Genomic DNA, 14,213 nt, shown 5'->3' on the forward strand with positions numbered 1-14,213 from the left:
CGGTGCCAGGCATCACCCAGCCCTTTTTCAGACTGACACTGACGCTGGCACTCACCCTGGGTGCCGGCGCGGCGGCGGGCTATGAACTGAAAGGTGAACCCGTCCAGGGTGGACTGATGTTTGGCCAGGCCCTGCCCGGCTCAGAGGTCACGCTGGATGGGGAGGCCGTGATGGTCTCCGCAGACGGCCAGTTCGTGTTCGGCTTCGGCCGCGACGATGCCGGCACCGTTACCCTGCAGGTCCTCGAACCCGGCACCGAAACCGAATCTGTCGAACTCACCATCGCGGCCCGCGAATACAACATCGAACGTGTCGACGGCCTGCCGCCCAAGACCGTGACTCCTGACCCGGAGTCCCTGGCGCGTATCCGCCGTGAAGGCGCCATGGTCAGCTCCGCGCGTGCGCGGCGCGATGACCGTACTGATTTCGCTGACGGCTTCACCTGGCCTGCCACGGGCCGCCTGAGCGGCTTCTACGGCAGCCAGCGGGTCCTGAACGGCGAACCCCGCCGCCCGCACTTTGGTGTCGACGTGGCCGCGCCCACGGGCACGCCGGTCACGGCACCCGCCCCGGGTGTGGTCACCCTGGCCGAGCCGGACCTCTACTATTCGGGGGGCACCGTGGTCCTGGACCACGGCATGGGGCTGTCATCGAGCTTCCTGCACCTGTCCGCCGTCGACGTGACCGTCGGCCAGGATGTCGCCCAGGGCGACCTGATCGGCAAGATCGGCGCCACAGGCCGGGCGACAGGCCCGCACCTGGACTGGCGCATGAACTGGCTGGATAAACGCGTCGACCCACAGCCCCTGGTTGGCGAAATGCCCGCCCGGGACTGAAGGCTTAAGCGTCAGAACTATTCGCTGGAGTGCTTGACCCGCACCGGTGAGCCGGAACCCGAGACAAAACCGCCCTCCACGCCCTTGGTGACGACAGAGACCGCGTTATGCGGGTGCAGGCTCTCGTAATGGGTGCAGCGCGCCCAGAAGTCGATGATGCGCTCGTCCCTGTCCAGCGCGGCCTTCACCCGCCGTCCTGAATCCTCGCAGAACATCAGGTTCTGGCCATTCAGCAGCGCAAAGGCCTGCTCGTCTTCACGCTTGACTGTTGACTGGACCGGCGTCTGAAGCGCGCCCTCGACACGGTCAATCAGTTCAACGATCGGGAACATCTGGAAAGAAGGCATCAGGCGCACGCGTAATTCTGCCGCGCTACGCTGGCTGTGTGGCGTGGCCACGATGCCCTGCTCGGAACCCAGCCAGGCCTTCATCTGCTCGAAATCGATGGCCTCTCCGGCCGCGAAATCGCGCTCAAACTGCTCCTGGATCAACTGGCGCGCCAGCGCCGCAGAGCATGGGCAGGTGCTGGAATACAGCACTTCCAGGCCCATCTCCAGGTTGAAATCCTGCCCTTCCATGATGCCGATCATCGACACCGGGTAACGCCGCCAGCCCTCATTATCACTGGCCAGCGCACGGCGCCGGACCACGTAATCAAAATCGACCCGGACCAGTGCGCGATCGCTCAGGCCCTCGTGCGACTCCAGGAAGGAACGCAGGATCTGCCGCAGGCCCGACGGGCTCAGCGGCCGGTCGCGGAAGGCCTGGTCCAGGTGCAGGTACAGGCGCGACATGTGAATACCACGCACATCAGGATCGGCCAGGTTAACGAATGCCGTCACCAGCGCTGTGGACTGGATCAGGTTCCCGGCGTCATCCTCGATGCGCACCGGCACCTCGATCTCGTTCATCCCCACCCAGTCCAGCGTACCGGACACATCCGGCAGCAACTCGTTGGCGATGTCAGGCATCTGCCGCAGCAGATCGTCCTTGGCTTTCATGGCAAAAAATTCCCGTTTCAATCCTGCATATATCGGGCTGAACCCGCCCTGTTTCAACCAGGTGACAGCCGCTGGACCGCCTATTATCCGCCGCCTGCTGCCTTTCACGCAAAAAGAAAGGGGAGCCGGTGGCTCCCCTTCCTGTCCCCTGGCTCGCCGTTGCGTCGGCGAGCTGCTATGTGCGACTTAGCGCCACCAGCTCCAGCGGCGCGGGCACTTGTGCACGACGTTGACGCTGTCAACACCCTCAAACACCTGCTCGTCCCAGCTGACCGCGACCACGGACGCCTCGGTATCGGTCGTTTCCAGGCTGTCAATGTCGCTCTGCTTGAACAGGCACACCAGGTCCTTCATGCCGTCACCGTTGGCATCCAGACCGGCGCACAGCGGGTACTGGGTAAACCAGCCGATGGTCGCAACCGGGGCGTCTTCAAGCATGACCGTATCCCAGTCCAGGCCAGTTTCCGGATCCAGCACGTCGTACTCCTCGGTGCTCAACAGCGCCACCGGCACTTGCAGGCTGGAACAGGTGTTGATCAGGTTATGGCTGGACAGCGGCCGGATGTCGACACCCACTTCGGCGACTTCTGGCTCTTCCGGTTCGGTCTCGCAAGCGGCAAAAGCCGGAGAGTTAACGGCGAACAGGCCCATGGTTCCCACGATCGGCTGGGAACCCACGGCCACAACGCTCACACGAACCGCGTGCATGGCTTCCGGGCTCTCCAGGCCGACGAAACGGGTGACACCCACAGCGTCGCTTTCCGCGGTAAACACGCCCAGGCTGACTCCGTCACTGTCAAACGCTTCGATCTGCGCGGTAAACGTGGCAGAGCCGGCCATTGAAGACTGGGAATCGATCTCCAGCCCAAAGGTGCAAACCCCTTCGCCGCCGAAGTCGCTGAATTCCAGTGAAAGCGCATCGTCGGAGAAGTCATACGTCGCCAGCACCGCGTCGGGGCTGTCGAAGTTGCCGGGCCAGGTTGAGCCCTGGACGGCAGCGAAAAGATCCGCGTTTGATTCCGTTGTGACGCCCGACTGGGAGTCCGTGACGAATTTGCTAATGTTGACATTCAGGCCGCCATCGGAGGCAAGCGACAGGGGTGGTGCGACGAACGAGCCGGAGGCGTAAGCTCCCAGGCCGAGGAAATCGTCACTGACCAACGACCCCGAGTCATCAACAAATGTCGCCTGGGCGAAAGCGGTAGCAGAAAACGCCGCGCACGCGAGCACGATTCCGATACGTGAAGAAATGGATACAGCTGTCATTAACTTGTCCCTCCCATTGGACTCAAACGGCCCTGCAAAAACGCAGGATTCTTCCTTGAATGAAACGTTCTACTTAAGCAAACGTCGTCCACGGCGCATTCATATAACGCCACCCTAAATGACTGCCCGGTCCGATCAGTCGGAGCCGTAAAACTCCTCGCGCCAACCCACGTTTTCACGCCAGCTGGCAATACCGACGTCTTCCGGTTCGACTTCCCAGGGTGTACCACTGCCGCTTTCGTCGCAATCGGGCGCCCACATCGGGTTGCCCTGCGCATCGTTCAGGTAGCCTGCCGCGTCAACCATGTCGCGCGCGGCCAGCAGTGCCTCGCAGTTGTAAATGTAATCGCCAGTACCGCCGCCATTGTTATTGAACTGGGAATCAACGAATGCGCCGGCCGCACCGTCGGTACCCAGGATGACCACGCTGCCACCAAAGTCACCACCGTTGCCGCCACCGTCAATCATGAATGTGCCCCCCAATGTGACAATCAGGCCATTGAAATTGGGCGTACCGTTCCAGTTTAGGTCGCCGACAACAAACAGGATTCCGGCGCCGGTAATATTGCCGCCAAAGCTCGCGTTGCCATCAATGTAGGTGATCTGAGGGTCAGCATTGGTACCGTAAGTGTTGTTCCCCATATCGGAATAATCACCATCGTGGTAGCACAGCGTCTGGCAGTTTCCGGAGATGCCCTGCTCGTACTGTGCATAAGCCGACAGGTTATTGGAAAAGGCGTCAACGTTCTCCGGCGTATCCCAGGGTGCGCCCGGTGCCGATGTGGCAATACCGCCAATATAGTTACCGATACGGTTATCACGAATCGCATCGTCAATCGCCGTGGTCATTTCGTCACAGCCACCGGTAATGGCTGGACCACCACCGCCGTCAACCCTGAACGCGTTCGAGTTCGGAAAGACCATGTCTTCACCTGGTTCGCAGCTGGGCAGGCAAATCGCGCCACAACCGTCGCCAGTAGGAAGGCCGGCCTGGCCGTTCACCTTCAGCCTGACCTCAATGTCACGCTGGGCGACGATCTGGCCACCTGATGCGACCTCTCCACGGCTGAGCACAAACAACTGGGACCGGCCCGGGCGTGTCTCGGCGCAGGTTTCGCCGGCTCCGCAGGGGTAGGCGTCAGCAAGGCAGTACATGCGCTGCTTGAGCGTCGCGTTACCGACCGTGCCCATCGACACCCAGTCGGTGGGGTTATCCCAGCCTTCGTGGTCAAACGCACCACACTGGTCATCCGGCGTACCGGCTTTCTGGGCCTGGAAGAACCCTCGCGAGTTGGCTGCACCCGCTGATGCGGCTTCGAACGCCATTGACTGCATTCGCGCGTTGCTGGCGCTCCGCTCCTGCAGATGGGCGTTCTGGAAACCGGAAATACCAAGAACGGTGAGTGTGAGAAGTAAAAGCAAGCCGAGAAGCAGGACGATACCCCGTTGCTTGGTCGGCAGCTGGACGGACCCGTGACGTACGGTTTGCATGATCATATCTCCCGGAATCATCCCGATTCCTGTTGGTTGCATCCTTGCCGGAGGTCGACCCGGTCACCGCTGACCGGGTCGCCGCCTGGGAAATAATTAGCGTGTTGCCCTCTTGGCTACACGTACTGTAACAGCTTTTTTTAGATTGTGTTCATCCTTCTTCGTCGTCGGCACCGAAGAACTCTTCACGCCAACCGACATTCTCACGCCAGCTGGCCACGCCGATCGACTCCAGGGGCACTTCCCATGGCGTCCCCGTGCCACTCTCATCACACTCGGGTGACCACATCGGGTCACCATTACCATCGTTCAGGAAACCGGCAGAATCGAGCATATCGCGCGCAGCCAGTAGTGCCGGACAATCATAAACGTAGTCACCGGTACCACCGCCCGTGTTCTGGAAATCAGACTCGGTGAACGCAGAACCATCCGTACCCAGAATCACCACGCTGCCGCCGAAATTACCACCCTGGCCACCACCATCAATGTGGAACGTGCCGCCCAGGGTGACCATCAGGCCATTGAAATTGGGCGTACCATTCCAACTCAGCGTCCCGGTAACGAACAGGATTCCTGCGCCGGAAACATTGCCACCAAAACTGGCATCCCCATCGATATAAGTGATCTGAGGATCCTCATTGGTACCGTAGTCGTTGTTCCCACTATCGGAATAGTTGCCCTCGTGATAGCACAACGTTTGGCAGTTTCCATTGATGGCCTGTTCCGCCTGTGCGTAAGCCGCGAGATTGTCGGAAAATGCAGAGACATTCTCCGGCGTGTCCCAGGGAGCACCCGGCGCGGCAGTCGCGATTCCGCCAATATAGTTGCCAATACGGTTATCCCTGACCGCGTCATCAATTGCTTCGGTCATTTCATCGCAACCGCCCGTGATCGCAGGACCACCGTTACCGTCCACCCGGAAAGCGTTGGAATTTGGAAACTCCATGTCCTCGCCAGGCTCACAGCTGGGCAGGCAGATCGCGCCGCAACCATCACCGCCGATGGGCGGCCCGTCACCAAGCACGGCCAGGCGGACTTCGATGTCGCGCTGTGCGACGACTTCTCCGCCCGAGGTAATTTCACCACGGCTCAGCACGAAAAGCTGCGAACGCGCCGGACGGGCTTCGACACAAGACTCGCCCACACAGGGGTAGGTATCCGCCAGGCAGTACATACGCTGCTTGAGCGTGGCGTCACCCACTGACCCGACATCGACCCAGTCGGTCGCATCGGCCCAGCCGACGTGATCAAGCGCACCACACTGGTCGTCCGGCGTGGTATCGCGCTGGGCATCGAAAAAGTTGATCGAGCTGGCCGCACCGGCTGCGGCAGCTTCGAAGGCGACCGATTGCAGACGGGCGTTGCTCGCGCTACGCTCCTGCAGGTTCGCATTCTGGAAACTGGAAACCCCCAGGATGGTCAGCGTCAGCAGCAGCAGCAGGCCCAGTAACAGGACCATGCCCTGCTGCCTGGCCGGCAACTGGATGGATTTAAGGTTGCGTGATTGCATAGTCGTGTCTCCCCTGAAACCCTCAGGTTTCTTCCTCGATCGCGTCAGCATTGACCCGATCGAGAATCACGTTGCGGAATGCCGCGGTCAGTTCCACGGCCCGATTGCCAACAGCAGCGCTGTTGAGTTCTCGCATCCCTTCGAATTGCAGCGCGACCCTGACACCAATACACGCAGTGTCCAGGTTCGTGTCCATGTCGCACGTACATGCCGTGCCACCGTCCGGGCAAACCAGCTGGAATGCCACTCCGGTGAGGCCGTCCACCAGTCCGACGGCCGTAGAAAAGGCCTCGTCTTCAATCAGATCATCACCATCGGCATCCTGGGCCAGCGTTCGTCCCCTGCAGGCCAGTTCTCCGTTGTTGCTCAGTGTGTACTCATTTTCCACCAGGCGAAATTCGTCGAAGGCCTGGGTGCAGTGACCACGACCGGCATAGCGGACGCGAAGCGTCGCGCCGCTGTCCAGCACCTGTGCGTAGGCGGTGCGGATCTGTTGCTCATGACCGACTTTCAGGAAGGTTTCGTCCCGGAAACCCGCATTTCGGATGTCTCGAATCAGGTAATCACTGGCGAAGCGGATGTTCTCCTGCATACGGGACAGGCGCTCGCTGTCCACGTAGGCCGCCCTGCCTGACAGGTGCATCGTGACGGCGGAACCCACCAGGATAATGCCGACTGCCATGGCGACCAGCAGTTCAACCAGGGTCAGGCCGTTCTGGCGATTGAGTTTTGCAGTTTGCATTGTCGTTTCCCGCTTCACGTTGGCCGGCACATGACCCGAAGGTTGTAAGTAAATGACTCGGTCGTTGATTCCTCGCCTTCACCACCCGCGCTGAAGCGGTTTTCACTCCAGGTAAAGGTGACCGGCACGTTCACGACTGAAGCCGACGGCAGGATAAAGCCCGTCGTTACCGTCAGGTTGGGAATCTTCACCATGTCGGCCGTAGACCAGTTCCAGTCTTCGCCGCCCACAGAACTGCGGTTCCAGTGCGTCCTTAACTGACCTACTGGCGCGTCAGTGCCGCCACTCGTATCCGGGCAACCACTATCGCGCGTCGCCAGGTTCAGCCACAGGCGCTCTTCCAGGTCCAGCGCAACCGTCGAGGCAACCGAGCGGTAGTGCGCTGAGTGCACGTACTTCAACGTCTGCATGTGCATCGCGGCCATGCCGACCATGCCGATGGAAAGGACCGCCAGGGCGATCAATACCTCGATCAGGGTCATGCCGTCCTGTTTTCGATTCATGTTCACGTTCATCGTCAATTCCAGTTCTCGTCAGGGACAAGCGGCCGTGCTGTTACAGGCCAGCTGGCAACTGCTGATCTGGCCAGTCGGGGTAATGTCAACACGACGCCGCTGGCGGTCACCGCTGCATTGCTCGTGCTGCAGGTAAAACGTCTCACCGGCCCAGGTGTCATCGGCGTTGCGGATGTAGCCACGATTGTTGAAGCTCACTTCCGATACACCGGTCAGGGCTACATTCTCGTTAAAAGTACAGCGCAGCTGCCCGGTGACACAGCCCTCGATCTCCGCCGTGTTGTTGGGGTCTTCGATAAAGCCATCCCAGCCTTCGCTGTCGGTCACCAGCGTGAGCGTGACCTCGGTGTTACGCCGCACAGCCTCGCTTTTTGCCAGGTTCAACATGCCCAGCAATTCCATGCCCTGCGACGATACTTCGTTGTTACGAATCGTCTGCACCAGTGACGGTGCCGCCAGGGAAACGGTAATCGCGACCACGGCGATCACAATGACCAGTTCAAGCAGGGTGAAGCCTGCGCTACGCCTGATTGAATTCATGATGCGCCCCAGCAGCGTTTGGAGTCAGCAACCGGGGTCTTATTACCCAGGTGGTCCAAAGTGTAATTTCCGCAGGCGTCACTGGCCTGGTCGCCCTGCGCCGTCGCCGTCAGGGTATACGTCGTTGCCGTGCGAGATACCGTCACGTTGTAATAGCCGTTTTCCGACAGGCCGCTTGGGTCAGGGCAGCCAGTACTGTATGTGTTCAGGCGCGTAAAGCAGCGCTCCAGGACCTGTGCCGCTGACAACAGGGCCGACTCCGCGTCCGCACGGCGCGACTTGCGCACCTGGTCGCGGTAGCTGGGAAGTGCCAGGGCCACGAGAATCGCGACCACCGCCAGTACGATCATGAGTTCGATGAGCGTAAACCCCTTACGCCCACGAATGCTGAGTTTTTCAAATACGCTGTTCATGTCCACCCCATTAACTCGGGCCCGCAACATTACATGCAGTTCCGATACCAGAAATTATAGACGTTTCGGGCCATTTAACCGCCCCGGCCAGGTGCCGCCTGTCCGGGGAGTCGTACCATCCATCCGCGAAACGACGCACGGACGCGATGGCTGACGCAATAACGCACCAACGACCATTATATAAGGTGAAAACGGAATTTCGGCGTGAATCGACTCACGCTGCACGGCCGCAGGGGCGGGCCGCGAATCTTGCAGGAAGTTTGGAAATGGTCGGGGCGAGAGGATTCGAACCTCCGACCCCCACAACCCCATTGTGGTGCGCTACCAGGCTGCGCTACGCCCCGACATTCCAAAACTTGAAGGCGCGGAATGATACCTGACCCGGCGCCTGTGAACCAGTAGTTATGGGGTCAGAGTAAAGGGTCAGGGTAAACCGGGCGAATGGCTACCAGGTGGCCAGCGCTTCCAGCCGGTTTACCCTGACCCTTTACTCTGACCCCAACGTTCAGCGCTTGAGGATGTGCAGGATATCCTCGAGCTCGGTGCGCACCTGGCGCACGATTTTCTTGCTCATGTCCAGGTCGTCCTGGGCATGCTCGCCACCCATCTGCTGACGCGCGCCGCTGATCGTAAAGCCCTGCTCGTACAGCAGGCTCCTGATCTGGCGGATCATGATGACGTCGCCGCGCTGGTAATAGCGACGATTACCGCGTCGCTTGACCGGCTTGAGCTGGTCAAACTCCTGTTCCCAGTAACGCAGTACGTGCGGCTTTACCCCGCACAGTTCGCTGACCTCACCAATCGTGAAGTAGCGTTTCGCCGGAATCGGCGGGAGGTCCTTCTCAGTCCCCGGATCCAACATAAGCTTCTACCCTTGAACGCAGTTTCTGTCCCGGGCGGAAAGTGACCACTCGGCGGGCCGAAATCGGAATTTCTTCTCCGGTTTTCGGGTTCCGGCCAGGACGTTCGTTTTTGTCTCGCAGCTGGAAGTTGCCGAAACCGGACAGTTTGACGTTTTCGCCGTCTTCGAGCGCATTCTTGATCGTCTCGAAATAGGCGTCGACGAATTCCTTGGCCTCACGCTTGTTGAGCCCGACTTCGTCGAATAAACGGTTGGCGATTTCTGCTTTGGTCAATGACATGGCTAACCTCTGAGCTGTGCATCCAGTCGGGCGGCGAATTCATCAACCAGGCGGTTGATCACACCATCCACGACTTCATCTGTAAGAGTGCAGGAAACGTCTTGTAATATCAAGCCAATAGCCATGCTTTTGTACCCTTTTTCAACGCTTTCGCCTGAAAACTGGTCAAATAGCGTGAAGCCGGCCAGCAGGTCGTCGGCGATTTCCACGGCCAATGCCCTGATATCACGATAGTTCACGTGGTCCGGTACGAGAAACGCCAGGTCCCTGCGCACCGATGGATAAGGCGAAATTTCTTTCGCGTTTACAACTTCTCGTTTTTGCAGCGGCAGCGCGTCGATCTCGAACGCGAACACGGCGCCCTTGATCTCCAGCGCGGCCAGTACCGCCGGGTGCACCGCGCCGACCCAGCCAACGGGCTCGCCGTCGATGGTCACCTGCGCGGACTGGCCGGGGTGCAGCCAGTCGTGCCCGGCCGGCCCGAAACCAACCTCACCGCTGGCGCCGCGCAGCGCCAGCAACTGCTCCAGGTCGCCCTTGATGTCGAAGAAATCGACACGGCGACCCTTGCCGGTCCACTGTTCCGGCCAGGCGTCACCGGTGGCGACGGCGGCAATGCGCTCGATTTCGACCAGTGACTCACCCTGGTGGAACACCTTGCCGGCCTCGAACAGGCGCACCCTGCCCTGCTGGCGTCGCTGGTTACGCGCCAGCGCGCTCAGCAGCCCGGGCAACAGGCCGGTACGCATCACGTCCATGTCGGACGAGATCGGGTTGGCCAGCGGCAGCGCCTGTTCGGCCATGCCCAGGGTCTCGAGCAGGGCGCGGTCGACGAAGGCGTAGGTGATGGCTTCCTGGTAGCCCGCGGCGCACAGGGCGTCGCGAAGGCGCGGCAGCGCCACGCGGTGCTCGCTGACATCCGGCGGCTGCAGCTCACCGGACGGCAGTGCCGCCGGCAGCTGGTCGTAGCCGTGCACGCGCGCGACTTCCTCGATCAGGTCTTCCTCGATCTCGATATCGAAGCGCGAGCTGGGCGCGGTAGCTTCCCAGCCGCCTTCAACGTCAGTGACCTGCATGCCCAGGCTGCACAGGATGGCCCGTACACGCTCGGCGGGCAGGTCGCTGCCCAGCACGCGGTTCAGCCGTGCCAGGCGCAGGCGAACCGGCGAGGCTTTCGGCAGTTCCTCCTCGACCACGGCCTCGATGACCGGGCCGGCCTGGCCGCCGACGATGTCGAGCAGCAACGCGGTGATGCGCTCCACCGCCAGGCGCTGGCCCATCGGGTCGACGCCGCGCTCGTAACGGTGCGAGGCATCGGTGTGCAGGCCCAGGTCACGGGCCTTGCCCATGATCGTGGACGGCCGGAACCACGCGGACTCCAGCAGGATATCGGTGGTTTCGCGGGTGACGCTGCTATCCAGCCCGCCCATGATGCCCGCCAGGGCCACGGGGCCGGCGTCGTCGCAGATCGCCAGCAGGCGCTCATCCAGTTCGACGACCTTGTCGTCCAGCAGGGTCAGCGTCTCGCCCTTGCGGCCACGGCGCACGGTGATGCCGCCGTCCAGCTGCCCCAGGTCGAAGGCATGCATGGGCTGGCCCAGTTCCATCAACACGTAGTTGGTGGCATCGACCACCGGGCCCAGGCTGCGGATGCCACTGCGGCGCAGGGCCTCCTTCATCCACAGCGGTGTGACCGCCGTGGGATCGATGCCGCGAATGGTGCGGCCCACGTAGCGCGGGCAGTCGGCAGCGGCGTCCAGGCGGATGTCCAGGCGATCGTCGATCGCGGCCGGCACCTCGGCGATGTCCAGCGGCGTGTAATCGGCGCCGCGAATAGCGGCGACATCGCGGGCCAGGCCCTTGATGCCCAGGCAGTCGGCGCGGTTGGGCGTCAGGTCAACGTCGATACTGGCGTCGTCCAGGCCCAGGTAGTCGCGGAAGTCCGTGCCCACCGGCGCGTCGGCCGGCAGTGCCATCAGGCCGTCGTGGTCCTCGGACAGGCCCAGTTCGCGCGCGGAACAGCACATGCCGAAGGACTCCACGCCGCGCAGCCTGGCCTTACGAATCTTGAAATCCGCACCCAGCCTGGCGCCGACACGGGCGAACGGCATCTTCAGCCCCGGCGCCGCGTTGGGCGCGCCGCAGACCACCTGCAGCGGCTCGTCGCCGCCATCATTAATGGTGCAGACCTTCAGCTTGTCCGCATCCGGGTGCGGCGCGCAGGCCGTGATCTCACCGACGACGACGCCACTGAACGGCGCGGCGACCGGCGTGACCGCGTCGACTTCCAGGCCGGCCGCGGTCAGTTCATCGGCCAGCGTGTCGGCATCGACATCGACGGCCACCCATTGCTTCAACCAGTTCACACTGAATTTCATCGCATCAACCCCTCAGTGGAACTGGCGCAGGAAGCGCAGGTCGTTTTCGAAGAACAGGCGCAGGTCGGTCACGCCGTAGCGGAGCATGGCCAGGCGCTCGACACCCATGCCGAAGGCGTAGCCCACGTAGCGCTCGGGGTCGATATCGCAGGCCCGCAATACATTCGGGTGCACCATGCCGCAGCCCAGGATCTCCAGCCAGCCGGGCTCGGAGCCGTCACCCTTGTCCCAGCCCACGTCCATCTCGGCCGACGGTTCGGTGAACGGGAAATAGGACGGCCGGAAGCGCGTCGCCATCTCGGTTTCGAAGAACGCGTTGACGAAGGTCTGCAGCACACCCTTCAGGTCGGCCATGTTGACCGACTCGCCCACCAGCAGGCCCTCGACCTGGTGGAACATGGGTGAATGGGTCTGGTCGTAATCGCTGCGATAGACGCGGCCCGGCGCGATGATGCGAATCGGCGCGCCCTGGTCAAGCATCGCCCGCACCTGCACCGGCGAGGTGTGCGTGCGCAGCAGCCGGCCATCGGCAAAATAGAAGGTATCGTGCATGGCCCGCGCCGGGTGATGCGGCGGGAAGTTGAGCTTCTCGAAATTGTGCTCGTCGTCCTCGACTTCGGGGCCGGTGGCCACGCCAAAGCCGAGCCCGTTGAACAGGTCGATGATGCGCTGCATGGCCAGCGTCACCGGGTGCAGGCCACCCCGTGCCTGGCCGCGGCCCGGCAGGGTCACATCCACGCGCTCGGACGCCAGTTTCGCGTCCATGGCGGCCTTTTCCAGCGCGGAGCGACGGCCGTTGATCGCCTCGGCGATGCCGGCCTTGACCATATTCACGGCCTGGCCAAAGGCTTTGCGCTCGTCCGGCGCCATGCCGCCCAGTGACTTCAGCAACGCCGTGACCTCGCCTTTTTTGCCGAGGTAACGCACGCGCAGGTCGTCGAGCGCGCGCAGGTCGTCGCAGCCGCCAATGTCGGCCAGGGCCTGCTCAAGAATATGATCGATGGATTCCAAGAGTCGCCTTCACTTCAACGGGCAATAAAAAAAGGGAGGGGCCAGGCCCATCCCTTCGGTAACCGGGCCGGTGACAAACGCCACCGGCTTGGCCGTAAGGCCCGGCGCCAGGCGCCGGGCCAGACGGGGTTATGCGAGGCTGGCCTTGGCCTTTTCAGCCAGGACGCCAAACGCCGCCAGGTCGTGCACGGCGAGGTCCGCCAGCACCTTGCGGTCGATCTCGATCTCGGCCTTGTTCAGGCCGTTCATGAAGCGGCTGTAGGACAGGCCGTACTGGCGGGCCGCGGCGTTGATACGCACGATCCACAGGCGACGGAATTCGCGCTTCTTGGCGCGACGGTCGCGGTAGGCGTACTGGCCGGCCTTGATGACCGCCTGCTTGGCTGAACGGTAGGTTTTACGACGGGCGCCGTAATAACCCTTGGCTTCGTCCAGGACTTTCTTGTGCCGCGCGCGGGCGGTCACACCACGTTTTACTCGTGCCATGGTCTGATCTCCTTACGCGTAGGGCAGCATGCGCTTGATGGACTTCTTGTCGGAATCACTGACCATGTCAGTGCCGCGCAGTCCACGCTTACGCTTCTGGTCTTTCTTGGTCAGGATATGTGAATGGAACGCATGGCCGCGCTTGAAGCCGCCGGAAGCGGTCTTCTTGAAACGCTTGGCCGCGCCCCGATTGGTTTTCATCTTGGGCATGGTCAATACTCCATTGGTCCCTTTGGGACCGTCTTTTAATGCGTCACTCGAGCGGCGAGTTCATGCCTATGACCCGCACTTGCCTTCCCTGCTCGGTACCGCTTCTTCAAAACCGCGACGCGTCATGCGCCACGCTAACAAAACTGTTTACTGCCGTTTCGGGCTGATCAGCATCACCATCTGCCGACCTTCCATGCGTGGGAACTGCTCCACGTTCACTTCTTCTTCCATCTCGTCGCGGACGCGCTTGAGCACGGCCATGCCGAGATCCTGGTGGGCCATTTCCCGGCCACGGAATCGCAGCGTCACTTTCACCTTGTCGCCATCCTCGATGAAGCGCCGCACGTTGCGCATCTTCACCTGGTAGTCGGCTTCCTCGGTACCGGGCCGGAACTTCACTTCCTTGACCTGGGTGACCTTCTGTTTTTTCTTGGCCGCCTGCTGCTTCTTCGCCTGTTCAAACTTGAACTTGCCGTAATCCATCACCTTGCAGACGGGTGGTTCGGCGTTCGGCGAGATCTCCACGAGATCCATGCCGGCTTCTTCGGCGAGCGCGATGGCGTCCCTGACCTTCATGATCCCGGCCTGTTCTCCATCGGCGCCGATGACCCTGACTTCCGGCGCGATGATGTCCCCGTTGCGCCGCGATTCTTTTCCAGTTGCGATGTTGTC

The 14,213-nt window shown here is 61.6% G+C and carries 16 protein-coding genes and 1 tRNA gene; 1 reads left to right on the forward strand and 16 read right to left on the reverse strand.

Annotation, left to right across the window (positions count from 1 at the left end):
* Positions 1-2: 2 nt before the first annotated feature.
* A complete protein-coding gene (locus tag F3N42_RS01840) occupies positions 3-836 on the forward strand; it encodes a M23 family metallopeptidase (protein WP_224784630.1) in 834 nt (277 codons plus the stop codon).
* 17 nt (positions 837-853) lie between these two features.
* On the opposite strand, the gene folE2 is transcribed toward F3N42_RS01840, so the two are convergent.
* The 16 genes from folE2 to infC form a co-directional block, all read right to left on the reverse strand.
* Positions 854-1,837, reverse strand: a complete 984-nt coding sequence (folE2, locus tag F3N42_RS01845) for a GTP cyclohydrolase FolE2 (protein WP_150862688.1) — start codon at positions 1,835-1,837, stop codon at positions 854-856.
* Between the two features lie 186 nt (positions 1,838-2,023).
* Positions 2,024-3,103 (reverse strand): hypothetical protein, encoded by a 1,080-nt coding sequence (locus tag F3N42_RS01850; protein ID WP_150862689.1) that lies wholly within the window; start codon positions 3,101-3,103, stop codon positions 2,024-2,026.
* Between the two features lie 135 nt (positions 3,104-3,238).
* The gene (locus F3N42_RS01855) at positions 3,239-4,594 is read right to left on the reverse strand and encodes a PilX N-terminal domain-containing pilus assembly protein (protein ID WP_191621173.1); all 1,356 of its coding nucleotides are present in this window, start codon (positions 4,592-4,594) and stop codon (positions 3,239-3,241) included.
* 151 nt (positions 4,595-4,745) lie between these two features.
* Positions 4,746-6,104, reverse strand: coding sequence for a PilX N-terminal domain-containing pilus assembly protein (locus tag F3N42_RS01860; protein WP_191621174.1), 1,359 nt, complete (start codon positions 6,102-6,104; stop codon positions 4,746-4,748).
* Between the two features lie 22 nt (positions 6,105-6,126).
* On the reverse strand, positions 6,127-6,846 hold the full coding sequence (locus F3N42_RS01865) for a PilW family protein (protein ID WP_150862692.1): 720 nt from the start codon (positions 6,844-6,846) through the stop codon (positions 6,127-6,129).
* Between the two features lie 14 nt (positions 6,847-6,860).
* On the reverse strand, positions 6,861-7,349 hold the full coding sequence (gene pilV / locus F3N42_RS01870) for a type IV pilus modification protein PilV (RefSeq protein WP_191621175.1): 489 nt from the start codon (positions 7,347-7,349) through the stop codon (positions 6,861-6,863).
* Between the two features lie 30 nt (positions 7,350-7,379).
* Positions 7,380-7,901, reverse strand: a complete 522-nt coding sequence (locus F3N42_RS01875) for a GspH/FimT family pseudopilin (protein ID WP_150862694.1) — start codon at positions 7,899-7,901, stop codon at positions 7,380-7,382.
* Positions 7,898-8,314: a type IV pilin protein gene (locus F3N42_RS01880; protein WP_318190944.1), complete on the reverse strand. Its 417-nt coding sequence runs from the start codon at positions 8,312-8,314 to the stop codon at positions 7,898-7,900. The genes F3N42_RS01875 and F3N42_RS01880 overlap by 4 nt, the downstream gene beginning before the upstream one ends.
* 267 nt (positions 8,315-8,581) lie before the next feature.
* Positions 8,582-8,658: transfer RNA gene (locus F3N42_RS01885), tRNA-Pro, on the reverse strand.
* 161 nt (positions 8,659-8,819) lie between these two features.
* Positions 8,820-9,176: a MerR family transcriptional regulator gene (locus F3N42_RS01890; protein ID WP_150862696.1), complete on the reverse strand. Its 357-nt coding sequence runs from the start codon at positions 9,174-9,176 to the stop codon at positions 8,820-8,822.
* Positions 9,157-9,456: an integration host factor subunit alpha gene (locus F3N42_RS01895; RefSeq protein WP_150862697.1), complete on the reverse strand. Its 300-nt coding sequence runs from the start codon at positions 9,454-9,456 to the stop codon at positions 9,157-9,159. Before F3N42_RS01895 ends, F3N42_RS01890 begins: the two co-directional genes overlap by 20 nt.
* A gap of 2 nt (positions 9,457-9,458) precedes the next feature.
* Positions 9,459-11,834, reverse strand: coding sequence for a phenylalanine--tRNA ligase subunit beta (gene pheT / locus F3N42_RS01900; protein ID WP_150862698.1), 2,376 nt, complete (start codon positions 11,832-11,834; stop codon positions 9,459-9,461).
* A gap of 12 nt (positions 11,835-11,846) precedes the next feature.
* Positions 11,847-12,845: a phenylalanine--tRNA ligase subunit alpha gene (gene pheS, locus F3N42_RS01905; protein ID WP_150862699.1), complete on the reverse strand. Its 999-nt coding sequence runs from the start codon at positions 12,843-12,845 to the stop codon at positions 11,847-11,849.
* 129 nt (positions 12,846-12,974) lie between these two features.
* Positions 12,975-13,331, reverse strand: coding sequence for a 50S ribosomal protein L20 (gene rplT, locus F3N42_RS01910; RefSeq protein ID WP_150862700.1), 357 nt, complete (start codon positions 13,329-13,331; stop codon positions 12,975-12,977).
* Between the two features lie 12 nt (positions 13,332-13,343).
* A complete protein-coding gene (rpmI, locus tag F3N42_RS01915; protein WP_150862701.1) occupies positions 13,344-13,541 on the reverse strand; it encodes a 50S ribosomal protein L35 in 198 nt (65 codons plus the stop codon).
* A gap of 147 nt (positions 13,542-13,688) precedes the next feature.
* Positions 13,689-14,207 carry a translation initiation factor IF-3 gene (infC, locus tag F3N42_RS01920; protein WP_150862702.1) on the reverse strand — a complete coding sequence of 173 codons (519 nt, stop codon included), beginning with the start codon at positions 14,205-14,207 and terminating at the stop codon, positions 13,689-13,691.
* Positions 14,208-14,213: the final 6 nt, after the last annotated feature.

It is taken from the genome of Marinihelvus fidelis (assembly GCF_008725655.1).
GTDB classification, from domain to species: Bacteria; Pseudomonadota; Gammaproteobacteria; order Xanthomonadales; family SZUA-36; genus Marinihelvus; species Marinihelvus fidelis.